This is a genomic window from Streptomyces lydicus (assembly GCF_001729485.1).
GTDB lineage: Bacteria > Actinomycetota > Actinomycetes > Streptomycetales > Streptomycetaceae > Streptomyces > Streptomyces lydicus_D.
The window spans coordinates 7553065-7572949 of sequence record NZ_CP017157.1 but is presented as its reverse complement, the minus strand read 5'-3'; the positions used below and the strand labels follow the sequence as shown (position 1 = coordinate 7572949).

At 73.0% G+C, this 19885-nt stretch carries 25 protein-coding genes and 1 riboswitch; of the genes, 10 read left to right on the top strand and 15 right to left on the bottom strand.

Going from position 1 to position 19885, the window contains the following annotated elements; genetic code table 11:
* Positions 1-161 precede the first annotated feature (161 nt).
* Positions 162-1202 carry a hypothetical protein gene (locus SL103_RS32855; RefSeq protein WP_069572588.1) on the top strand — a complete coding sequence of 347 codons (1041 nt, stop codon included), beginning with the start codon at positions 162-164 and terminating at the stop codon, positions 1200-1202.
* Here the strand turns inward: SL103_RS32855 and SL103_RS32850 are convergent.
* The gene (locus SL103_RS32850) at positions 1175-2125 is read right to left on the bottom strand and encodes a putative protein N(5)-glutamine methyltransferase (RefSeq protein WP_079146104.1); all 951 of its coding nucleotides are present in this window, start codon (positions 2123-2125) and stop codon (positions 1175-1177) included. The genes SL103_RS32855 and SL103_RS32850 overlap by 28 nt on opposite strands.
* 421 nt (positions 2126-2546) lie before the next feature.
* On the opposite strand from SL103_RS32850, the gene SL103_RS32845 reads away from it, so the two are divergent.
* From SL103_RS32845 to SL103_RS32835, 3 genes are all read left to right on the top strand, one after another.
* A complete protein-coding gene (locus SL103_RS32845; protein WP_069572586.1) occupies positions 2547-2972 on the top strand; it encodes a hypothetical protein in 426 nt (141 codons plus the stop codon).
* Complete coding sequence (locus SL103_RS32840) at positions 2969-3289, top strand: winged helix-turn-helix domain-containing protein (protein WP_069572585.1); 321 nt, start codon at positions 2969-2971, stop codon at positions 3287-3289. The genes SL103_RS32845 and SL103_RS32840 overlap by 4 nt, the downstream gene beginning before the upstream one ends.
* A gap of 183 nt (positions 3290-3472) precedes the next feature.
* A complete protein-coding gene (locus SL103_RS32835; protein WP_069572584.1) occupies positions 3473-4465 on the top strand; it encodes an aldo/keto reductase in 993 nt (330 codons plus the stop codon).
* Between the two features lie 101 nt (positions 4466-4566).
* Here SL103_RS32835 and SL103_RS32830 read toward each other — a convergent pair whose 3' ends face one another.
* Together SL103_RS32830 and SL103_RS32825 are read right to left on the bottom strand one after the other, a co-directional pair.
* Entirely contained in the window at positions 4567-4941 is a 375-nt protein-coding gene (locus SL103_RS32830; protein WP_069572583.1) for a VOC family protein, read from the bottom strand.
* Complete coding sequence (locus SL103_RS32825) at positions 4938-5597, bottom strand: TetR/AcrR family transcriptional regulator (protein WP_079146103.1); 660 nt, start codon at positions 5595-5597, stop codon at positions 4938-4940. The genes SL103_RS32830 and SL103_RS32825 overlap by 4 nt, the downstream gene beginning before the upstream one ends.
* A 291-nt stretch (positions 5598-5888) precedes the next feature.
* Between SL103_RS32825 and SL103_RS32820 the strand changes: the two genes are divergently transcribed.
* The gene (locus tag SL103_RS32820) at positions 5889-6299 is read left to right on the top strand and encodes a VOC family protein (protein ID WP_069572581.1); all 411 of its coding nucleotides are present in this window, start codon (positions 5889-5891) and stop codon (positions 6297-6299) included.
* Positions 6300-6415: 116 nt separating this feature from the next.
* Complete coding sequence (locus SL103_RS32815) at positions 6416-7243, top strand: class I SAM-dependent methyltransferase (protein ID WP_069572580.1); 828 nt, start codon at positions 6416-6418, stop codon at positions 7241-7243.
* A gap of 153 nt (positions 7244-7396) precedes the next feature.
* On the opposite strand, the gene SL103_RS32810 is transcribed toward SL103_RS32815, so the two are convergent.
* A complete protein-coding gene (locus tag SL103_RS32810) occupies positions 7397-8209 on the bottom strand; it encodes a LysR family transcriptional regulator (RefSeq protein WP_069572579.1) in 813 nt (270 codons plus the stop codon).
* Positions 8210-8277: 68 nt separating this feature from the next.
* Between SL103_RS32810 and SL103_RS32805 the strand changes: the two genes are divergently transcribed.
* Entirely contained in the window at positions 8278-9174 is an 897-nt protein-coding gene (locus SL103_RS32805; protein ID WP_069572578.1) for an NAD(P)H-binding protein, read from the top strand.
* Positions 9171-9860: an SDR family oxidoreductase gene (locus SL103_RS32800; protein ID WP_069572577.1), complete on the top strand. Its 690-nt coding sequence runs from the start codon at positions 9171-9173 to the stop codon at positions 9858-9860. Before SL103_RS32805 ends, SL103_RS32800 begins: the two co-directional genes overlap by 4 nt.
* Before the next feature lie 39 nt (positions 9861-9899).
* Here SL103_RS32800 and SL103_RS32795 read toward each other — a convergent pair whose 3' ends face one another.
* Both SL103_RS32795 and SL103_RS32790 read right to left on the bottom strand, forming a co-directional pair.
* Positions 9900-10253, bottom strand: a complete 354-nt coding sequence (locus tag SL103_RS32795) for a winged helix-turn-helix transcriptional regulator (RefSeq protein ID WP_069572576.1) — start codon at positions 10251-10253, stop codon at positions 9900-9902.
* Positions 10254-10341: 88 nt separating this feature from the next.
* Positions 10342-10755, bottom strand: coding sequence for a VOC family protein (locus SL103_RS32790; protein ID WP_069572575.1), 414 nt, complete (start codon positions 10753-10755; stop codon positions 10342-10344).
* A 166-nt stretch (positions 10756-10921) separates the two neighbouring features.
* Between SL103_RS32790 and SL103_RS32785 the strand changes: the two genes are divergently transcribed.
* Positions 10922-11512 carry a TetR/AcrR family transcriptional regulator gene (locus SL103_RS32785; RefSeq protein ID WP_069572574.1) on the top strand — a complete coding sequence of 197 codons (591 nt, stop codon included), beginning with the start codon at positions 10922-10924 and terminating at the stop codon, positions 11510-11512.
* A gap of 33 nt (positions 11513-11545) precedes the next feature.
* Here SL103_RS32785 and SL103_RS32780 read toward each other — a convergent pair whose 3' ends face one another.
* The 4 genes from SL103_RS32780 to SL103_RS32765 form a co-directional block, all read right to left on the bottom strand.
* Positions 11546-12112 carry an NADPH-dependent FMN reductase gene (locus SL103_RS32780; protein WP_069572573.1) on the bottom strand — a complete coding sequence of 189 codons (567 nt, stop codon included), beginning with the start codon at positions 12110-12112 and terminating at the stop codon, positions 11546-11548.
* Between the two features lie 124 nt (positions 12113-12236).
* Positions 12237-12668, bottom strand: a complete 432-nt coding sequence (locus SL103_RS32775; protein WP_069572572.1) for an ankyrin repeat domain-containing protein — start codon at positions 12666-12668, stop codon at positions 12237-12239.
* A 152-nt stretch (positions 12669-12820) separates the two neighbouring features.
* Positions 12821-13828: an asparaginase gene (locus tag SL103_RS32770; protein ID WP_069572571.1), complete on the bottom strand. Its 1008-nt coding sequence runs from the start codon at positions 13826-13828 to the stop codon at positions 12821-12823.
* A gap of 55 nt (positions 13829-13883) precedes the next feature.
* A complete protein-coding gene (locus tag SL103_RS32765) occupies positions 13884-14663 on the bottom strand; it encodes an ABC transporter substrate-binding protein (protein ID WP_244304097.1) in 780 nt (259 codons plus the stop codon).
* 175 nt (positions 14664-14838) lie between these two features.
* Here SL103_RS32765 and dtd point away from each other — a divergent pair, with 175 nt between their 5' ends.
* Complete coding sequence (dtd, locus tag SL103_RS32760) at positions 14839-15264, top strand: D-aminoacyl-tRNA deacylase (protein WP_069574323.1); 426 nt, start codon at positions 14839-14841, stop codon at positions 15262-15264.
* Positions 15265-15300: 36 nt separating this feature from the next.
* On the opposite strand, the gene SL103_RS32755 is transcribed toward dtd, so the two are convergent.
* The 5 genes from SL103_RS32755 to SL103_RS32735 are packed head-to-tail and all read right to left on the bottom strand — an operon-like array spanning position 15301 to position 19652.
* Entirely contained in the window at positions 15301-16278 is a 978-nt protein-coding gene (locus tag SL103_RS32755; protein WP_069572569.1) for a YgfZ/GcvT domain-containing protein, read from the bottom strand.
* A 31-nt stretch (positions 16279-16309) separates the two neighbouring features.
* Positions 16310-16747 (bottom strand): Fur family transcriptional regulator, encoded by a 438-nt coding sequence (locus tag SL103_RS32750; protein WP_069572568.1) that lies wholly within the window; start codon positions 16745-16747, stop codon positions 16310-16312.
* Positions 16748-16794: 47 nt separating this feature from the next.
* Complete coding sequence (locus tag SL103_RS32745; RefSeq protein ID WP_069572567.1) at positions 16795-17808, bottom strand: ABC transporter substrate-binding protein; 1014 nt, start codon at positions 17806-17808, stop codon at positions 16795-16797.
* 9 nt (positions 17809-17817) lie between these two features.
* Positions 17818-18609 (bottom strand): ABC transporter ATP-binding protein, encoded by a 792-nt coding sequence (locus SL103_RS32740; RefSeq protein ID WP_069572566.1) that lies wholly within the window; start codon positions 18607-18609, stop codon positions 17818-17820.
* The gene (locus tag SL103_RS32735) at positions 18609-19652 is read right to left on the bottom strand and encodes a FecCD family ABC transporter permease (protein WP_069572565.1); all 1044 of its coding nucleotides are present in this window, start codon (positions 19650-19652) and stop codon (positions 18609-18611) included. The genes SL103_RS32740 and SL103_RS32735 overlap by 1 nt, the downstream gene beginning before the upstream one ends.
* A 147-nt stretch (positions 19653-19799) precedes the next feature.
* Positions 19800-19872: riboswitch (cobalamin riboswitch) on the bottom strand.
* Positions 19873-19885 lie beyond the last annotated feature (13 nt).

Sequence of the window (19885 nt, the reverse complement as noted above, 5' to 3'; positions counted from 1 at the left end):
CGCCCGGCGGCACGGCGGAAGTTCCCCGCCCACCCCCACCGGGGAAAGCGCGACGGGCATCGGGCGGGGAGCAGCCGAGCGCGGGAGCGGGGGAGCGGGGGAGCCGGGGACTCGGGGATCCGAGGGGTCGGGGATCCGAGGGCCTGCGGAACAATCGCCCCATGACCGATCCCCACCCCACCCTCACGGGCGAACCGCTGGCCGATCTCGCCCGTCGGCTCCGCGCCGCGGAGACCGGCGGCTGGCGCGCGGACGGCGCCCGCGCCCTCGTCGAGCAACTGGGCCGACGGGACCGCACCGCCGGCGGTCCGTCCGCCGGGAGCCCGAGGCTGCGCCCGGTCGGGCCGTCCGAGGAGCGGTACGTCGAGAAGGAGGCGTATCTGGAACTGGCGGTGCCCGTGGCGACCGCAACACCGGACGCCGCCAGTCAGGCCCGCGCCTTCCGCGCGGCGAAGGACGAGCTCACCGACGCGCTCGGCGAGCCGTCGATCATCGGCTCCTACGGGACCCTGGGGCCCTACCACGGCTCCACGCCGTCCTGGGGCGCGCCGTTCCTCCGCTGGCGGGGCTCCCCGGACACCCTCGAACTGCGCGCGGGCCACCACGGACCGGAGCTCGTCCTCGAGCCCACCGCCCCGATCGAGGCATGGCTGGGGAGCCTCGGACACGGTGAGGAACACGCGATCAGCGGCTTCCTCGGCACCCGGAGGTGCCCCGCCAACACCGGCCTCGGCCTCCCCGGCCGCTGGTCGGCGCGGAGCTGGGAGACCGCGACCGACGCGCTCACCGCCTTCTTCGCCACGCTGCCCGCCGAGTGCGCCGCGCTCGGCATCGCCAAGGTCATGCGGCTCTACGGCCGGGTGGGCGGCAGCGCGCCCTGCCTGTTCGACATCGATGCCGACGACCCCCTGATGGTCGCCTCCTACGCGGAAGACGACCTCGATCCGGCCTCGTTCGGCTGGGGCACCGTCGACGAGCACCCCCGCAGCCGTGACACCTGGCCGGACACCTTCGACCCGCGGTGGCGCATCGACGCGGGCGGCCCGGGGGAGCCGGCGGCCCGCGCGCTGGCGGAGACGGTCGTGGCGACGGCCCGCGCGGAGGGGGTGGCCGGCCCGGAGGGCCTGCTGCTCGGAAGCGAGGCGCAGGACGTCGGTGACTACACGGTGACGTACTACGGGCTGGGACTCGCCGTCGTGTGATCCGTCCCCTCCGGCCGGCTGCCGATGATGACCGTCGCGTACAGCTCGTCGGAGGCGGCCACCCGGGGGAGCAGCCCGCGGCGGGTGAACTCCGCGACGGCCAGGGGGGCTTGCCGTTCGCTCGTCTCGACGAGCAGATGACCACCGGGTGCCAGCCACCGGGCCGCCACCGCGGTGACCCGCCGCAGTACGTCGAGGCCGTCCGTGCCGCCGTCGAGCGCCACCAGTGGCTCGTACTCGCGTGCCTCCGGGGGCAGCAGCCCGACCTCTTCGGTCGGTACGTAGGGGACGTTGGCCACCAGGATGTCGACACGGCCGCGGAGCCCGGTGGGCAGCGGGTCGAACAGGTCGCCTTCGTGGACCGTCCCTCCCAGGGGGGTGATGTTACGGCGGGCGCAGCGCACCGCGGCGGGCTCGATGTCGGCCGCGTACAGCTCGACCCGTCCCAGTGCGGTGGCCAGCGCGGCGCCCACCGCGCCGGAGCCGCAGCACAGGTCGACGACGACCGCGGGCCGCGGGGGCCGGCGGTCGGCCCGGCGTCCGAGGCCGACGGCCTGGCCCACGAGGAATTCGGTGCGGCGGCGCGGCACGAAGACCCCCGGATCCACGGCGATCCGCAACCCGTCGAACTCCGCCCAGCCGAGGACGTGTTCCAGCGGCAGACCGGCGATCCGCCGCTCCGTCATGGCGGCGAGTTCATCCGGCGTACGCGCGGTGGCGAGCAGCAGCTCCGCCTCGTCCTCGGCGAAGACGCAGCCCGCCGCGCGCAGCCGGTCCACGAGGACGGAGAGGGGAAGCGGATCTGACGGTGCGGGAGCGGGAGGAGAGGCAGGGGGCGCGGAGGAGGAAGCGGGGGCGGGGGAAGCGACCGCGGGGCGGTGGGGGGCGGGTGACACGTGGGACGGCAGGTGAGGGGGAGACATCCGGGACGACTGCTTGGGACGTGACGGCATGTGAGCCTTTCGGGACGCCGAGGGCGCTTCCCGGATCACGCCTGCCGGACGGTCACCTGCATCGGGTGCACCGCACCGGCGTGAGACGGAAGCGCCTGCCTGATCTGGCGGGGAATCGGTCTCACCTCCTCGGTCGGTCCACTGCTGGGACCGCAACAGTACCTGAGCTGCGGTGCCGCGCACAGGCCCGAGCCGCCGCCCGAGCCGCCGCGCACGCACATCCGCCGAACGAATGAACGGAAAATACTTGCCGGATTGGAAAGTACTTGTCACGATGAACGCACAAGGCCGGGAGCAGGGCGGGCGGCGGAGCCGGGACGGCGAAGGCCCGACGGATGCCCGGCGAGGGGAAGGGTCGGGGGTACCCGACGAACAGTCAGGGGGGACTGGCATGGCGGAGCAGGCATACGCGGCCGAGGAGGCGGCGGCCGCACTGGCCCGCGCACGGGAGCTGAGTTCGACGGTGCGCGACGGTGCGAAGTGGTACGTGCGCTACCAAGTGATCTACGGCTGCGCGGCCGCGGTCGTGGTCCTCGTGATCGGGCTGCTGGAGCATCCGTACGGGGTGGCGATCGGCATCGGCTTCTGGGGTGTGGTCGTCGCCGGGCTGTCGGTCTACTCGGCCCGACAGCGCGTCGCCCGGCGGGGGTTCGGGCGGTGGCATGCCGGCATGATCCTCACCTGGGGGTTGCTGTACGCCGGGGTCCTGGTGCCTGGCACCATCTGGTTCCAGGGCGCCGTGGCGTGGTGGCTGCCCGGCGCACTGGTGGTGGCCCTTCCCGGGCTGATAGGCGGCTACATGGAGGCCAGGCGGTGACCGCACCGATACAGGGGAGCCATCCGCGTCACGGGCTGGACGAGGTGATCCACGCGCCGGTGCGCTTCTCCATCGTGGCGACGCTGGCCGCCGCCGACAAGGCGGAGTTCGCCTTCGTCCGCGACACCGTCGAGGTGAGCGACTCGGTGCTGTCGAAACAGGTCGCCACCCTGGAGAAGGCCGGCTACGTCGCCGTCACCAAGGGCTATGTCGGCAAGCGCCCCCGCACCTGGCTGGCGCTGACCGCCGGCGGCCGGGCCGCCTTCGCCGACCACTGCCGGGCGCTGCGGGCGATAGCGGGCGACACGACCGACTGACGCCCGCCGGAACCGCCTGACAACCGCAGGCGCACCGCACGTAGCCACCTCACGTACCCCTTTCACGTTTCACGCGCCCAGGTCACCGCCCTTACTCCACGACGAGTTGACGTGGAGTGCGCTTCAACTCCTAGCGTTCTGAAGGATTCCGGGAGAGGCCCGGTCCAGGAGGTGCCAGAAGCAATGACCACGACCAACATTCCTACCCGCAAGCTCGGCGAGCTGGTGGTTTCCGCCCAGGGCCTCGGTTGCATGGGGATGAGTCACGGTTACGGGGAATCGGACGACGAGCAGTCGATCGCGACCCTCAACCGCGCGCTCGACCTCGGCGTCAGCCTGCTGGACACCTCCGACTTCTACGGCGCCGGCCACAACGAGGAGCTGATCGGCCGGGCCATCGCGGGCCGGCGGGACGAGGTGGTGCTGGCCACGAAGTTCGGGTTCGCCAACGAGCTCGGTCAGCCGACCTTGATCCGTGGTGACGCCGCCTATGTACGGCAGGCGTGCGACGCCTCGCTGCGCCGGCTCGGGGTCGACCACATCGACCTCTACTACCAGCACCGCGTCGACCCGCAGGTGCCGATCGAGGAGACCGTCGGCGCGATGGCCGAACTGGTCGAGGCAGGCAAGGTGCGGTACCTCGGACTGTCCGAGGCGGGCGCGGCGACGCTGCGGCGGGCGCATGCCGTGCACCCCATCGCCGCGCTGCAGAGCGAATGGTCGCTGTGGACCCGCGACCTGGAGCAGGAGATCGTGCCGGTGTGCCGCGAACTCGGCATCGGGCTGGTGCCGTTCTCGCCCCTCGGGCGCGGCTTCCTGACCGGCCGGTACACCTCGGTGGAGGGGCTGCCGGAGTCCGACGTACGCCGCACCCAGCCCCGCTTCGCCGACGGCAATCTGGAGCAGAACCTCGCCATCGTCGAGAAGCTGGACGAACTCGCCGCCGACAAGGGCGTCAGCGCCGGACAGCTCGCCCTGGCCTGGGTGCAGCACCGCGGCGACGACGTGGTGCCGATCCCCGGTACCCGCCGGCAGAAGTACCTGGAGGAGAACCTCGGCGCCCTCGCGGTCGAACTGTCCGCCGACGAGCTGGCCGCGATAGACGCCGCGGCCCCCGCCGCCCGGGTCGCCGGCACACGCTACGACGAGGTGAGCATGACCTTCGTCAACGGCTGAGCGCCCCGGCGGAGTCCCAGCCGACGCCCCAGCGGGCGTTCCGGCGGACATGCCGGCGGACGTGCGGGGGCGGCGGGTTCCGTCGCAGAAACGGGGGAGGGCTACGCGGGGGACATGACCTCGTAGAGGTTGCCGGAAGCATCGCGGAAGAACAGCCCGCGGGCACACAGGGGGTGGTCGATACGGCCGTTGTCGGGGGTGGCGGGGTCGTTGCCGTAGGCGACGCCGGCCGACTCGATGCGGGCGAGGATGCCGTCGAAGGTCTGGGGGTCGACGTCGAAGGCGAGGTGGTGGCCCTGGGCGTCGGGCACGGTCATGAAGTCGAGGGTGAGGGACTCGTTCACGCGGACCGGCGCGAAATGGCCCAGGCGGCCGGCCGGCGGAAGCTCCGGCAGTCCCATGAGCGAGGCGAAGAAGTGGGCGGCCGCGCGGTGGTCGGCGGCCGGAACGATGGTGTGGTTGAGGGTCACGGTCATCGGTCACTCCCGGGGGGCTTGAGGCTGCCGTGCAGAAGTACGGCGATGAGTTCTTCGGGGGAGAGCGGGGCCTCGGCGCCCGGTGCCGCGGTGTGGAGCCGGGTGAAGAGCAGTCCGAGGAAGGCGGTGGCGACCTTCTCGGGGCTGAGGCGGCAGGCGTCGCGGTCCGGTTCGATCAGCTCGACGACCGCGTCGCGCAGCGCGACGAAGGACCGCGCCCGGGCGTCGGGCGGCGGCCCGGCACCGTGCTGACCGTCCCGCCCCTCGTCCCGACCACCCCCGCCATCTCGGCCACCCCTGCCGTCCGGGCCGTCCGGGCCGCCCTGACCGGCCGGGCCGCCCCGGCCGGGGCGGAGGTGGCCCGAGGCGTGCAGGGCGCCGACGACGGTACCCATCCGCTCCATATGGGCGCGCAGGGCCTCGGCGGCCTCGGTGAGGCGGACGTCGAGCGGCTCGTCGAGGGAGACCGTGGCGAGTTCGCGCAGGACGTGGTCCGTGCCGACCGCCTCGGCGACGCAGGCGTCGAGCACCTCGTCCTTGTCCTTGAAGGCGCGGAAGATCGTCGCCTCCCCGATGCCGGCGGCGCGGGCGATCTGGCTGGTGGTGACGGCCGCCCCGTACTCCGCCACGAGCGGCAGCGCGGCGGCCACGATCATGGCCCGCCGCTGCTCCACGCTCATCCCGGGCGCGCGACGACGGGGCTGACTGGCTTGTGGTGGCATACGAAGAACGTACGGAGTGAGTGCTCACTCCGTCAATGGTGCGGCGGCTGCTTCCGGTCGACGCCACCTTCTGTGGGGCGTTCCGTGGGTCCTTCCGTGGGTCCTTCCATGGGGCCTCCATGGGGCGCAGGAGCCGGCCGCTCCCTAGAATTTGGGGAGCGCGACAAAGGCCGGAGTCGACGGTCGCCGAGCGGGGCCGTCGTCCGTACGGAAGGGCGGCGCGCGATGGACTGGAAGCTTGAGCTGGTGCCCGTACCGGTGTCGGACGTGGAGCGGGCGAAGCGCTTCTACAGCGAGCAGATGGGCTTCGTCGTCGATCACGACATGTGCGTCGGGGACGAGGCGCGCATCGTCCAGCTGACGCCGCCGGGCTCGGGCTGCTCGATCGTGATCGGAGCGGGAGCCGGGGTCACGGCGGTGCCACCCGGGTCGGTGCAGGGGTTGCAGCTGGTGGTGTCCGACATCGCCGCGGCCCGCGCGGAATTGGTGGCGCGGGGTGTGCCGGCCGGCCCCGTGCAGCACGTCGAGGACGGGGCGATGGCGGAGGGGCCCGGCGGGGCCTGGAACTCGTTCGTCTACTTCAGCGACCCGGACGGAAACGGCTGGGCCCTGCAGGAGTGCCCGGCGGAGGAGTAACCACCGGAGACCGGTGGAGGGCAACCACCGGAGCGAGTGCGCGAGTACGCAACCACGCGAGTACGCGGTCGTGCGATCGTGCGGCGGGGCGGGGTCGTTGCTCCTACGATCGGCGGATGGCGACGGTTCAGGAAGCTTTTCTGCGGGCCTTTCACGCGACGCACCCCGCCGTGACGACCCGGGCGATGGCCCGTGGGCGGTCGGCGGACGGCCGTTCCAGTTACGAGCTGCTCCGGGACCGGGTGCCGGGGTGCACCCGGGTGCTGGACCTCGGGTGCGGCGACGGACTGCTGCTGGAACTCCTGGCCACGAGTGGACCGCCGCGAACCGTGCTCGCCGGGGTGGATCTGTCCGCGGAGGAGCTGGCGCTGGCACGCCGCCGGCCGGGACTCGGGCCGGCCGCGCTGTGTGCCGCGCGGGCCCAGCAACTGCCCTTCTCCGCCGCCCGGTTCGACGGTGTCGTCTCGCACATGGCACTGATGCTGATGGGCGAAGCGGAGCAGGTCGCGGCCGAGTTGGCGCGGGTGCTGGAGCCGGGCGGCACGCTGGCGGTCGTGCTGGGTGGCGGTGCGGCGGACGGCGGGACGGAGGCGTACGGGGAGTTTCTTCGGCTGGCCCGGCCGTTGTTCCGGGCGGCGCCGGCGGAACAGCAGATCCCGTCGCTCGGCGACCGGCGGCTGCGGACCCGCGAGGGGTGGGACGCGGTGTTCGGCCCGGCCGGATTCGGGCCCGTGGCGTGGGAGACCGTCCGGATCGACCTGACGGGATCGCCGGAGCAGGTCTGGGCGACGGTGAGCGGCTTCTACGATCTCGGTCCGCTCGACCCGGACGTACGGGCCGACCTGCGATCCCGTTTCGCGGCGGAGTCGGCGGAATTGGCCCTGCCGGACGGACGGATTCCGTGCGCGATGACCGTCCACCTCGCCACGGCGACGAGGACATGAGGAAGCTATGCGGCGAGGACATGAGGCAGTGAAGCGGTGCGGAGGCGGCGCGGGCTTCGGGCCGGCGGCCCCCGTACCCGCTGGTCGTCGTCCCCGGTCGTCGTAGCCGCCGGTCCTCGTAGCCCCCGGTCGTCGTCCCGGGCGCGGACCGCCTCAGGCGGCGTGCCGCAGTGTCGCGGTGGCGATATCCAGGAATTCGCGCAGGAGCTTCTCGCGCCGGTCAGCGGCGACGGCCAGGCAGGTCTCGAAGTCCGGGGCGTCCGTGACGGGGATGTTGGCGAGGTCGGGGCGGGAGTAGGACCGGGCGACGCTCAGCGGGATGAGTGCGATGCCGTGGCCCGAGGCGATGAGTTCGAACTTCTCTTCAAGCGACGACGTCCGCCGATTCGGCACGTCGAGCATCCGCTCCCCGTCGAGGTCGGCGCGGGTGAGCTCCTGACGGCACGCCAGGGGGTGTGTCACGGGCATGCAGGCCACCCTCGGGTCGTGGCCGATGGGAATGATGCGTAAGCCGGACTCGTCGAACGGCCTTCGCAGGTAACCGACGTGGGCGCGGCCGTCGCGCAGCGGCTGGTCCTGCTCCCACCAGCGCGCCGGGACGACGTCGATCTCGACGTCCGCGTGGCGCGAGGTGAACGCCCGGATCGCCTCCGACACCGGCAGCCCCGGGGAGAAGGCGACCGCGAGCCGTTTGACGCCCTGATCGACGTCGTGGACGCGCCGGACCGCCGCGGCCATCGACGGGAGGATCTGCTGCGCCTCCTCGTAGAGCTGTTTGCCGGCGGCGGTCAGCTCCACGCTGCGGGTGGTCCGCACGAGCAGTTCGCACCCCAACTCCTGCTCCAGGGCTTTGATTTGCCGACTGAGTACCGGCTGGGCGATGTAGAGCTGGTCCGCCGCCCGGCCGAAGTGCCGGTGCTCGGCCACCGCGGCGAAGTAGCGGAGCTTGCGCAGATCGAGATCCATGCCGTGAAGGTATCAATCGTCGGGAAGGGTATTGGACGCCGCGAACGTGCCGCCCCGAGACTCGACGCATGATCGTCATTACCACTCCCACCGGCCAGATCGGCGGCCGGCTCCTGGAGCTCCTCCTCGACGAGGACCTCCCCCGCGGCGAAGAGCTGCGCGTCGTCCTGCGTGACCCCGGCAAGCTCCCCGACGCGGTCCGCGCCCGGGTCGACGTCGTCACCGGCTCGCACGGCGACGCCGAGGTCGTCGACCGGGCCTTCGACGGCGCGGACGCCGTCTTCTGGCTGGTTCCGCCAAATCCCCGGGCACCGAGCCTGGAGGCGATGTACTCCGGCTTCACCCGTGCCGCCGCGAAGGCGTTCACGACCCACGGAGTCGGACACGTCGTCGGCGTCTCGGCACTCGGCCGCGGCACCCCCGTCGCCGGCCGCGCCGGTCACGTGACGGCGTCGCTGGCCATGGACGACCTCATCGCGAGCACGGGCGTGGCCTACCGGGCGCTCGCCAACCCGACGTTCTTCGACAATCTGCTGTGGCAGGCGGCCTCGATCCGCGACAACGGCGTGTTCACCGGCACCGACATCGCCGACCGCAAGGCGCCGACGGCCGCCACCCGGGACATCGCCGCGGCCGCCGCCGGCCTGCTGCTCGACCGCTCGTGGACGGGGACGGGCGAGGTCCCGGTGCTGGGCCCTGAGGACCTTTCGCCGAACGACCTGGCGGGCGTCATGTCCGAGGTGCTCGGCCGCCCGATCCGCTACGAGCGGCAGACGCTCGACGCATTTGGCGCCGCACTCGCCGGACGCGGCCTCGGGGACGCGCTCGTGCAGGGCTACCGCGACATGATGCGCGCCAAGAACGACGGGCTCGACGTCGGGGTGCGGCGCACCCCGCAGACCGCGAGCCCGACGACCTTCCGTCAGTGGTGCGAGCAGGTCCTCAAGCCGGCGGTCCAGGCATGAGCGCCGGGACCGCGCTCATCGTCGGGGCGTCCCGGGCCCTCGGGCTCGGCCTGGCCACCGAGTACGCGCGCCGGGGTTGGGACGTCATCGGGACCGTCCGGGGCGACCGGCGCACCGGTCTCCACGACCTGGCCGACGCGTCCGGTGGTCGCGTCACCGTCGAGTCGCTGGACATGACGGAGCCGGCGGAGATCGACGCACTGCGCGAACGCCTGGCGGGGCGCACCCTCGACCTGCTGTTCGTCAACGCCGGCGTCGCACGGGGCGACATACCCGTCGGCGAGGTCCCGACGGAGATGTTCGTCGAGGTCATGGTCACCAACGCGCTCAGCCCGATGCGCGTGATCGAGTCCCTCCGCCCGCTGGTCGCGCCGGCCGGGACCATCGGCGTCATGTCCTCGCGCCAGGGCAGCCTGGCCCTGAACACCCGCGGCGGTCAGGACGTCTACCGCGCCAGCAAGTCCGCCCTGAACCAGCTGATGCGCAGCTACGCCGTCCGGTACGCCGACGCCTCGCACACGCTGCTGCTCATGTGCCCGGGCCATGTCCGCACCGAACTCGGCGGGCCGGCCGCGCCGTTGACCATCGACCAGTCCATCCCGGGCGTGGCGGACACGATCGACCGCCACGCCGGCGAGCCGGGCCTGAAGTTCCTCAACTACCAGGACGAGACCGTGCCCTGGTAGCAGCCGGCGGAGTGCCTCCCCGCAGAAGAGTGACGCTCCCTAGGCCGGATGGCGTCGGGGGTAGGTCGCTTCCAGGTGGGCCATGTGGGCGCGGCCCCAGTCCCCGAGGGGGGCCAGGGCCTCGTTGAGGGAGGTGCCGGCGTCGGTGAGGGAGTATTCGACCTTCGGCGGTACGTGCGGGAAGACCTCGCGGTGCACGATGCCGTCGGCCTCCAACTCGCGCAGCTGCTGCGTCAGTACCTTCTCGGTGATCTTCGGCAGACCGCGTCGCAGCTCACCGAAGCGCTGCGGCCGCTGGGCCAGGGCCCACAGCAACAGCACCTTCCACTTGCCGTCGATGACGTCCACCGCGGCGTCCAGCCCGCATTCGTACGGGCCCTTGCGTGCGCTCATGGTGCGAACTCCCCCCCTCGCGATGCCCTCCAGGCGGGCCGCCTGCCCATTATCGGGCGGGCGGCCCGCCGCTCCTCACCAGCCGTGCTCACAGGCCCTGGGACTTCAGCCACTCCGGGTCCGGGTCGATGGTCTGCAGCACCTCGATCAGGGTGCCCTCGGGGGCCCAGACGTTGAAGCGGCGCTGCCCCCAGGGCTCGTCGCGCACCGGTGCGGCGATCGGTACGCCCTTGGCGCGCAGGGCGGCCTCCTCGGCTGCCGCGTCCTCCACGAGGAAGCCGAGGAGCACGCCGCCGGTCTCCTGGGCGCGGAAGTCCGCCGGCATGGCCTCGTGCCCGCGCCGGGTGAAGTCCAGGTGGTGGTCGGGGTGTTGGGGGTGCTGGAGGCTGGCGTACCAGTCCAGCTCCACGACGGGCCGGAAGCCGAAGTGTTCGGTGTAGAAGCGGGTGCTGGCGGCGACGTCGTCGGTCAGCAGGGCGGTGCCGAGCTTGGCGAAGCGCATGGTGATCCTCTCCGTTCGCGGCCGGCTCGTCCGACCACGACAACAACTGCAGTTGTAGTACTCTAGCTGTAGTGGTTGCAAGTCCTCTTGTGGAAGCGGTCGTTGTCGGGCGAGGGGCCGTCGGGCAAAAGGGGCAGGAGCGGGATGGAGCGAGGAGTGCGAGGCAATGGTGCGTAACCCCGAGCGGCGGACGGCGCTGGTGGATGCGGCGATCGAGGTGCTGGCGCGGGACGGTGCCCGCGGGCTGACCTTCCGGGCCGTCGACGAGGCCGCGGGCGTTCCCAAGGGCACCGCGTCCAACTACTTCGCCAACAGGGACGACCTGTTGGCGCAGGTCACCGGGCAGATCCACCAGCGCATCGCGCCCGACCCGGACGAGGTCGCGGCCGTGATGGCGGCACCCCCGAGTCGGGAGCTGGTGGTCGACCTGATGAGCTGGATCAACCGCCGGGTCACCGCCAACCGCACCGGCTATCTGGCGATGCTGGAGCTGCGCCTGGAGGCGACCCGGCGGCCCGAACTGCGTACCGAGCTGACCCGCACCCTCCGGGCGACGCTCGACGACGACATCCGCTTCCACCTGGACAGCGGGCTGCCCGGCGACCGTACGGCCGTGCAGCTGCTCCACCTGGCCATGACCGGGCTGATGCTGGAGCAGCTGACCCTGCCGGGGGTGGTGCCGACCGAGCAGACCGAGGGACTGATCGCGGCGCTGGTCGAGCGTGCGATCGGCCCGGACCCGGAGGGCGCCCCCTAGGGGAGGCGCCCCAGGGGGCCGCGGGCGAGGGTGTCAGCCGCCGTACGGCCGGGCGTCGCGGGCCTCGCGCAGGGCCACCGCCCACCACGTCAGCTGGTCGAGCAGGGCGTCGGCGGCCCGGGTGGCGGGGGCCGGGTCGTGCAGGCGGCCCGCCTCGTCGAAGAGGTTGCCGGCGAGCGGGAAGCTCACCGTCTCGCGCACCGTCGTCGCGTGCAACTCGGCGAAGACCAGCCGCAGTTGCTCGACGGCGCGCAGGCCGCCGGAGATCCCACCGTACGAGACGAAGCCCACCGGCTTGGCCTGCCACGGGGCGTGCAGCAGATCGATGGCGTGCTTGAGCGGCGCCGGGAAGGAGTGGTTGTACTCCGGAGTGATCACGACGAACGCGTCCGCCGCGTCGACGCGCTTGGCGAAGGACGCGTACTCCTCGCTGCCGTGGCGGAGTTCGTACGGGCGGACGGCGTCCAGGTCGATGACGTCCACGTCGATGTGGGCGTGGCTCTCGGCGTGCCGGGTGAACCAGTTCGCGATGACGGGCGCGAACCGGCCCTCCCGGGTGCTGCCGATGATCACTGCGAGGCGGTACGAGTGCGCGGACATGCGGGGCCCTTCGTGGCGTGGCGGGGAGTCGCGGACGGCGGTGTCGCCGTCGGGGCCCGACGCTAGGACCTCAAGCGAAGTTGAGGTCAAGCGCCGCCGGGGCCGGCCCCCGCCGCGCCCGGCCTCACTCCGCCCCGAAGAGCTTCAGCAGTTCCGTCTTCTCGAACATCCGGGCCGTCTCGATCGCCGAGGGGCTGCCCGCCGACGGGTCCGCGCCGTGCGCGACGAGGGCCTTGACCACCTCGTCCTCGCCCTTGAACACCGCGCCGGCCAGCGGCGACTGACCGCGGTCGTTGGGCCGGTCGGGGTCGGCCCCGCGCTGGAGCAGGGCCTCCACGGTGGCCGCGTGGCCGTGGTAGGCGGCCAGCATCACCAGCGAGTCGCCCTTGTCGTTGGTCAGGTTGGCGGGGACGCCCGCGTCCACGTACGCGGCGACGGTGTCGGTGTCGCCGTGCCGCGCCAGGTCGAAGACCTTCGCCGCGAGCTGCAGCACCTCGGGATCGTGCGCGTGCTCGATCGACTCGGGTCCCCGCGGCTCGGGATTCGCGTCACTCATGGTCGCCGGCCTCCTGCTGTGGTGGATGTTGCGTGTGTGCCCTGTCATCGCCACTTTATGCAGGCCATGGCCGTCGCGGCAGCGGTCGAGGGGCCGATGGTGGCGGCCGGCCCGGGGCGGCGCCCGGTCCGGCCGCACCGGCGGCACAGGCGTCAGAACGCGGCCCGGATCTCCCCGACCCGTACGCCGCCGCCCAGCAGCGGCGCGTCCTCCAGGCGCGCCAGCACGGGGGAGTCGACACCCATCCGGCGCAGCATGCGGGCGAGGATCGGGCCCAGGGTGCGGGTGGCACCGTCGTCGATCTTGAAGGCCAGCGCGCGGCCGTCCGGCAGGGCCACCGCCTGGACGGCCTCGGCGCCCATCTTCGACAGCGTGCCGGGCAGCGCCTGCATCAGCCAGGTGTCGGGGCGGCGGGTGCCGGCGACGTACTCCGGGTGGGCGCGCATTGCGTCCGCCACCCGCCGCTCCGGGGTGCCCGGCTCCGCCAGCACGAAGTGCCGGAAGGCCCGGGCCAGGCCGGTCAGGGACAGCGAGAGCAGCGGCGCGCCGCAGCCGTCGGTGCCGACGTGGGCGACCTCCTCGCCGCTCGCGGCGCGCACGCCCTCGGCCACCAGCTGCTGGAGCGGGTGGTCCTGGTCGAGGTACGAGGCCAGCGGCCAGCCGTTGCGCGCGGCGGCGGCCAGCATCGCGGTGTGCTTGCCCGAGCAGTTCATGGCCAGGCGGTCGCGGACCCGGCCCGCGGCGAGGTAGGACTCCGCCTCCTCCGGGTCCAGCGGCAGGTCCGGCGGCGTCTGCAGGTGGTCCGGGGTCAGCCCGTGCTCCGCGAGCATCGTCCGTACCAGGTCGAGGTGGAAGGACTCACCGGAGTGGCTCGCGGCGGCCAGCGCCAGCCGCTCGCCCGACAGCTCCAGACCCGCCCGCAGCACCGCCGCGGCCTGCATCGGCTTGTTCGTCGAGCGGGGGAAGACCGGCGCGGCCACGTCGCCCAGCGCCGATTCCACGCTGCCGTCGGCCGCCAGCACCACCAGCGAACCGCGGTGCCGGCCCTCGACGAAGCCGGAGCGCACGACCTCGGCGAGGACCGGCGGGACCGGGGCGGCGGTGCTCGCCCCGGGTGCCGGGGCCTGCTCGGGTATCGGGGTGGGCGAGGACGAGGTCATCGGCGGCCTTCCGGGTGTGGGAGTGGAAGACCCACCGCCCGGGGCTCGTGGCCGGTCAGGACAGCAGGTCGTCTACCTGTGCTTCGCCTTCACGGTACCGGCGGGCGATTTCCGCACTGCAGTCGTCGGTGGTGCGCTGCAGCGAGGAACGGCGCTGCGACACCTGCCGTTCGTAGCGGATCAGCCGGCCCATCGCGTCCTGCAGCTCCTGGTCCGTGCGCGCGGTGAGGTCGGACAGTTCGACCTCACCGAGCATTTCCTCCGCCAGCCTGCGGTACTCCTCGCTGTGCGGGGTGCCGAGGGTCACGTGCCGGGCCGAGGAGCGGTGCCGCGACGGCAGGTCCGCCAGGATCTCCGGCAGCCGGTCCAGCAGCGGCGAGTGCTGGGCCGTACGGCGGGCGATCTCGGCCCGCAGGATGTCGATCCGGCCCTGCAGCAGCCGTCGCAGATAGCTCAGATCGGCCTCCTCCTGCTGGGAGTCGCGCCGCACCACCCGCAGCTCGGGCAGCCCCAGCCCGGACAGATCGGGAGCGGCGGCCGGGCGGCAGCGGTCGCGCTGCTGCGGGGGGCGGGGGTGCTGCGCCTGGCCTGCCTGGAGCATGGGGCCGTCCTCGGTGCCGGCGGGCTCGAAGCGAGCCGCTGCCGTGGTCGTCGTGGTGGGTGGGGAGGTGGTGGCGGTGGTGGTGTGCGTCGTGGAGGCGGAGGGCGGGACCGGAGGAACGGCGGCCGGCGCTCCGGTGTCCGGCGCGGCGGAGGCCGCTGCGGGGTGTCCGGTCGATGTCGTACGGGCGGCTGGTACGGGACCGGGTGTCTGTCCGGCGCCGACAGTGCTCATGAATGATTCCGTCCCCTCGTCCGGTGCCGCGTCCAGGGCATGTTGTCCGTGAAACGCACCACGTGCACGCATCGTGCCACTCTGGGCGGTGCTTCTGCAGGGCCATGGCACCCGAACGGCCCCCGTAGGGGCACGGCTGTCCGAAGCCGCCCGGGCGACCGGCATCATGGCGGGTATGCGAGCTGTGGTGCAGAGAGTTGACGGTGCCCGCGTCGAGGTGGCGGGCGAGACGGTCGGGGAGATCGTCGGGGAGGGGCTGTGCGTGCTGGTGGGGGTCACCCACGACGACACCCCGGAGAAGGCGGCACAGCTCGCCCGCAAGCTGTGGTCGGTGCGCATCCTGCAGGGCGAGAAGTCCTGCTCGGACACCTCGGCACCGCTGCTGGTGATCAGCCAGTTCACTCTCTACGGTGACGCCCGTAAGGGCCGCCGTCCCACCTGGAACGCGGCGGCCCCCGGGCCGGTCGCCGAACCGCTGGTCGACGAGGTCGTCGCACAGCTGCGGGCGCTGGGCGCCCACGTGGAGACCGGCCGCTTCGGGGCGCAGATGCAGGTGTCGCTGACCAACGACGGACCGTTCACGGTGCTCGTCGAGGTCTAGGAAGGGAAGCCGGACGGGCCCCGGCGGCCGGCCGGGCTACGGCTCGACGACCACTTCCTGCGCCGCCGCCGTGCCGCCCGCCATCAGCTCGGCGTCCACCGGCACGTTCCGCTTGACCAGCGCCAGCGCGATCGGGCCGAGCTCGTGGTGGCGGGCCGAGGTGGTGATGAAGCCGAGCTGGCGGCCCTCCTCGCCGTCCGCGGCGAGCCGTACCGGGGTGCCGTGCGGCGGCAGATGGACCTCGCTGCCGTCCAGGTGCAGGAAGACCAGCCGGCGCGGCGGCTTGCCCAGGTTGTGGACCCGGGCGACGGTCTCCTGGCCGCGGTAGCAGCCCTTCTCCAGGTGCACCGCGGTGCCGATCCAGCCCAGCTCGTGCGGGATGGTGCGGTGGTCGGTCTCCAGGCCCAGCCGGGGGCGGTGCGCCTCGACGCGCAGCGCCTCCAGCGCCAGGACGCCGACCGCCGGCCCGTGCTCCGCGGCGAAGGACTCCAGGTCGGCGCGCGGCAGGAACAGGTCGCGGCCGTGCGGGGTCTCCCGTACGACGGTGCCGTCGGGTGTCTTGGTGATGGAGCCGGCCGGCAGGTGCACCACGGCGAACTCGGCGGTGCGGTCGGCGACCTCGACGCGGTAGAAGAACTTCATGCTCTCCAGGTAGGCGATCAACGCCTCCTGGCCGCCCGGCTCGGTGTGCAGCCACGTCGTCGCGCCGTCGTCGACGAGGTAGACGGCGTGCTCGATGTGTCCGTGCGCGGACAGGATCAGTGCCTCGGTGGCCTGGCCGGGCGGGAGTTCGCCGACGTGCTGGGTGAGCAGCAGATGCAGCCAGCTCAGCCGTTCGGGACCGGAGACGGTGACCACCCCGCGGTGCGAGAGGTCCACGAAGCCGGTGCCGCCGGCGAGGGCGCGCTGCTCGCGGAAGAGGTCGCCGTAGTGCGCGGCGACGCCTTCGTCGGGGGCCTCGGCGGGGACGGCGCCGGGCAGCGACAGCAGGGGGCTGGCGTTCGGATGCAGCATGGGCCCAGCCTACGACTCGTCGCGCACCGGCTCAGCCGTCGCCCTCGGCGGCCTTGCGCCGGCAGGCCGCACAACGCCCGAAGATCGCGAAGTGCTTCATGTCCGTCTCGAAGCCGAACTGTTCACGCAGCGTCGCGGTGAACGGCTCGGCCACCGACAGATCGGCCTCGATGACGTCCGTGCAGTCCCGGCAGACGAGGTGGATGTGGTGGTGCCGGTCGGCGAGGTGGTACGTGGGCGCGCCGTGCCCGAGGTGGGCATGGCTGACCAGCCCCAGTTCCTCCAGGAGTTCCAGCGTCCGGTAGACGGTGGAGATGTTCACCCCGCCCGCGGTCTTGCGCACCTCGGTGAGGATGTCGTCCGGGGTGGCGTGTTCCAGCCTGTCCACGGCCTCCAGCACGAGCTGGCGCTGGGGGGTCAGGCGGTATCCGCGCCTGCGGAGGTCGCTCTGCCAGTCGGTGGTCACCACACAGTCAGTGTAGGAGGAGCCGCGGCGGGCGCGCAGGCGCCGTCTGCTCAGCCGGCCGCCTTTAGCCCCCGCAGATAGCGGGCCAGCGCGCCGACGGCGGCCGGGTTGCGGGGGCTTTCGACGAGCTCGGCGTAGTCCATGACGTAGATCCGGTGGTGCTTGACCGCCGAGACGCCGGCGAGCGGCGGGTAGGACATCAGGAACGCCTTCTTGCGGGCGGCGGAGGTGTCGCCGTAGTCGTTGATCACGATGACGTCGGGGTCGCGGGCGACGACGGTCTCCCAGCCGACCGTCGTCCAGGAGTCCTTGAGGTCGGCCATCACGTTCACCCCGCCGGCCTTGCCGATGATGTCGTGCGGACCGGCGTAGCGGCCCGCGGTCAGCGGCTTGTCGCGGCCGTCGTCGTAGAGGAACACCGAGGGGCGGCGGCCGGGGGCCGGTGCCTGCGCGGCGGCCTCGGCGACCTGGCCGCGGTACTTCTTCACCAGGGCGGCGGCCCGGTCCTCGACGTGGAAGATCTTCCCGAGTGCCGTCAGGTCGGTGTACAGCGCCTCCAGGGGCGGCAGCACGCCGCGGGCGCCGTTGTCCCTGCCGTGGTGGCAGGACTCGGTCAGGACGTAACTGCCGATGCCGAGCTTGCGGAGGGCGGCGGGGGTGAGGCCGTTGTCCTCGCCGAAGCCGTAGTTCCAGCCCGCGAAGACCAGGTCGGCGCGGGCGTCCAGGACCATCTCCTTGGTGAGCGCCTTCTTGGAGAGCCAGGGCACCTTGCCGTAGGCGGCCTTCCAGGGCACGGCGTCGAGATCGCCCCGGTCGTCGGGCATCGCATAGCCCGCCATCCGGTTCTCCAGGCCCAGCGCGAACATGATCTCGGTGATGCCGACGTCGTTGGTGACCACCCGGCGGGGCACCGTGTCGTACGTCGTGCGCACCCCGCAGTTCTCGACGGTGACGGGGCGGTGCCCGGCGGCCGGCCGGTCCTTCCCGCCGCCGGTGACGTGGGCGCCGCAGCCGGTCAGGGCGAGGGCGAGGACGGTGAGCAGCGCTGCGGGGCGGCGGGGCATGACGGGTCCTTAGGAAGAGGCGGGCGGGGCGGGCTGCGGGAGGCGGTCGAACAGCAGCTGCACGGCGCCCGACACGGGGTGCCGTACGCGGTGCGCGCGGACCCCGAAGACGTCGGCCAGCAGCTCCGGGGTGAGGACCTCGTACGGCGGTCCCGAGGCGACGATCCGGCCCTCGGCGATCACATGCAGCGCGTCGCAGTGCACGGCGGCCAGATTGAGGTCGTGCAGCGCGGTCAGCACGGTCAGCCGGCTGTCCCGCACCAGCGCCAGCACCTCCAACTGCTGGGCGATGTCCAGGTGGTTGGTCGGCTCGTCGAGGACCAGCACCTTCGGCTCCTGGGCGAGCGCGCGGGCGATCAGCACCCGCTGCTTCTCACCGCCGGACAGGCTCAGGAAGCCGCGGCCGGCGAGGTGCGCGGCGCCGACCCGGGCCAGGGCCCGCTCGCACACCGCGGTGTCCGCCGCGCCCGCCCGGCCCGAGCCGCGCTGATGCGGCAGCCGTCCCAGCGCCACGATCTCCGCGACGGTGAAGTCGAACTCCGTACCGGCTTCCTGGGGCAGCGCGGCCAGCAGCCGGGCGCCCGCCCGCGCGTCCATGGCGTGCAGGTCGGCGCCGTCCAGCCGGACCGCTCCGGCCGCCGGGCGCAGTGCGCGGTAGACGCAGCGCAGCAGCGTCGACTTGCCGCTGCCGTTGGGGCCGACCAGGCCGACGAGTCCGCCGCTGTCGGCCCGCAGCGTGAGGTCGTGGACCAGGCGCCGGCCGGCCACGTCCACGGACAGGTCCTCGACGTCGATCCGCATCAGGCACCGCCCCCGAAGGAGTAGCCGCGCCGCCGCATCAGCAGCACGAAACACGGCACGCCGATCACCGCGGTGATCACCCCGACCGGCAGTTCCACGGGCGCCAGCAGCACCCGCGACAGCAGGTCCACCCACACCAGCAGCACCGCGCCGAGCAGCGGCGCGACGACCAGCACCCGGCGGTGGTCGGCGCCGACCAGCATCCGGGTCACGTGCGGCACCATCAGCCCGACGAAACCGATCGCGCCGCTGACCGCGACCACCGCGCCGGTGACCGCGGCGGCCACCACGAACAGCTCGCGGCGCAGCCGCCCGGCGTCGACGCCCAGCGCGGCGGCGGTCTCGTCGCCCATGGCCAGCGCGTTCAGCCGGCCAGCGGAGAGCAGCAGACGGGCCAGCGCGGCGGCCACCGCGACCGCGGCGATCGGCAGCGAGCCCCAGCCGGCCCCGCCGAGGCTGCCGAGCAGCCACATCATCGCCGAGCGGGCGGCCTCGCCGCGGTCGGCGGTGAACACCATCAGGGTGGTGACGGCGGAGAAGCCGTAGTACATCGCGGTGCCGGTCAGGACCAGGCGCAGCGGCGTCAGCCCGTGGGCGGTGCGGGCGGCCGCGTAGACCAGGGCCATGGCGAGCAGCGCCGAGACGAACGCGGAGACCGACAGCGCCCAGACGCCGAGCGCGCCGAGCGCCCCGAAGAGCAGGACGGCGTTGGCCCCGACGGCCGCGCCGCTGGATATCCCGAGGACGAACGGGTCGGCGAGGGCGTTGCGCACCAGCGCCTGGACCGCGACGCCGATGGCGGAGAGCCCGGCGCCGACCACCGCGGCCAGCACGGCCCGCGGGAAGCGCAGCTCCCACACGATGGTGTAGGCGGGGACCTCGTCGGGGGCGATGCCGCCGCCGGTCAGCCCGGCGCCGAGGTAGCGCACGACCTGCGCCCAGCTCACCCCGGCGGCGCCGAGGCCGACGCCGCACAGCAGGGACGCGAGGAGGACGGCGCACAGCGCGGCCGCCAGGGGAGCGGTACGGGCGGGACTCGCCAAGGGACGTACGCCTCCGGCTCGGGCCGGGAGCGTGCGGGTCCCCCCTGCTCCTTGAGAGCTCGGGGGAAAAGGAGCCGCGGCGCGGCGCGGGGCCGGGCGGCGTCCCCTCGCAGTCCACGGCGAGTTGTCAGGATCGGACGCCGCCGCGGGTGATCGGGCTCGCGGAACGGGGTTCCGCCTACCGTTGCGGGTCAGCGCCGGACTCTCACCGGACTTCCCCCGCGGGGCGCGTC

Coding starts and splice junctions, on each gene's coding strand:
- SL103_RS32855 (WP_069572588.1), top strand. CDS start 162: ATGACCGATCCCCACCCCACCCTCACGGGCGAACCGCTGGCCGATCTC.
- SL103_RS32825 (WP_079146103.1), bottom strand. CDS start 5,597: ATGATCGTGGCCGCCGCGCTGCCGCTCGTGGCGGAGTACGGGGCGGCC.
- SL103_RS32755 (WP_069572569.1), bottom strand. CDS start 16,278: ATGCTGCATCCGAACGCCAGCCCCCTGCTGTCGCTGCCCGGCGCCGTC.
- SL103_RS32850 (WP_079146104.1), bottom strand. CDS start 2,125: ATGTCTCCCCCTCACCTGCCGTCCCACGTGTCACCCGCCCCCCACCGC.
- SL103_RS32785 (WP_069572574.1), top strand. CDS start 10,922: ATGGTGCGTAACCCCGAGCGGCGGACGGCGCTGGTGGATGCGGCGATC.
- SL103_RS32775 (WP_069572572.1), bottom strand. CDS start 12,668: ATGAGTGACGCGAATCCCGAGCCGCGGGGACCCGAGTCGATCGAGCAC.
- SL103_RS32820 (WP_069572581.1), top strand. CDS start 5,889: ATGGACTGGAAGCTTGAGCTGGTGCCCGTACCGGTGTCGGACGTGGAG.
- SL103_RS32740 (WP_069572566.1), bottom strand. CDS start 18,609: ATGCGGATCGACGTCGAGGACCTGTCCGTGGACGTGGCCGGCCGGCGC.
- SL103_RS32765 (WP_244304097.1), bottom strand. CDS start 14,663: ATGAGCACTGTCGGCGCCGGACAGACACCCGGTCCCGTACCAGCCGCC.
- SL103_RS32815 (WP_069572580.1), top strand. CDS start 6,416: ATGGCGACGGTTCAGGAAGCTTTTCTGCGGGCCTTTCACGCGACGCAC.
- dtd (WP_069574323.1), top strand. CDS start 14,839: ATGCGAGCTGTGGTGCAGAGAGTTGACGGTGCCCGCGTCGAGGTGGCG.
- SL103_RS32745 (WP_069572567.1), bottom strand. CDS start 17,808: ATGCCCCGCCGCCCCGCAGCGCTGCTCACCGTCCTCGCCCTCGCCCTG.
- SL103_RS32790 (WP_069572575.1), bottom strand. CDS start 10,755: ATGCGCTTCGCCAAGCTCGGCACCGCCCTGCTGACCGACGACGTCGCC.
- SL103_RS32845 (WP_069572586.1), top strand. CDS start 2,547: ATGGCGGAGCAGGCATACGCGGCCGAGGAGGCGGCGGCCGCACTGGCC.
- SL103_RS32780 (WP_069572573.1), bottom strand. CDS start 12,112: ATGTCCGCGCACTCGTACCGCCTCGCAGTGATCATCGGCAGCACCCGG.
- SL103_RS32805 (WP_069572578.1), top strand. CDS start 8,278: ATGATCGTCATTACCACTCCCACCGGCCAGATCGGCGGCCGGCTCCTG.
- SL103_RS32810 (WP_069572579.1), bottom strand. CDS start 8,209: ATGGATCTCGATCTGCGCAAGCTCCGCTACTTCGCCGCGGTGGCCGAG.
- SL103_RS32830 (WP_069572583.1), bottom strand. CDS start 4,941: ATGACCGTGACCCTCAACCACACCATCGTTCCGGCCGCCGACCACCGC.
- SL103_RS32800 (WP_069572577.1), top strand. CDS start 9,171: ATGAGCGCCGGGACCGCGCTCATCGTCGGGGCGTCCCGGGCCCTCGGG.
- SL103_RS32770 (WP_069572571.1), bottom strand. CDS start 13,828: ATGACCTCGTCCTCGCCCACCCCGATACCCGAGCAGGCCCCGGCACCC.
- SL103_RS32835 (WP_069572584.1), top strand. CDS start 3,473: ATGACCACGACCAACATTCCTACCCGCAAGCTCGGCGAGCTGGTGGTT.
- SL103_RS32795 (WP_069572576.1), bottom strand. CDS start 10,253: ATGAGCGCACGCAAGGGCCCGTACGAATGCGGGCTGGACGCCGCGGTG.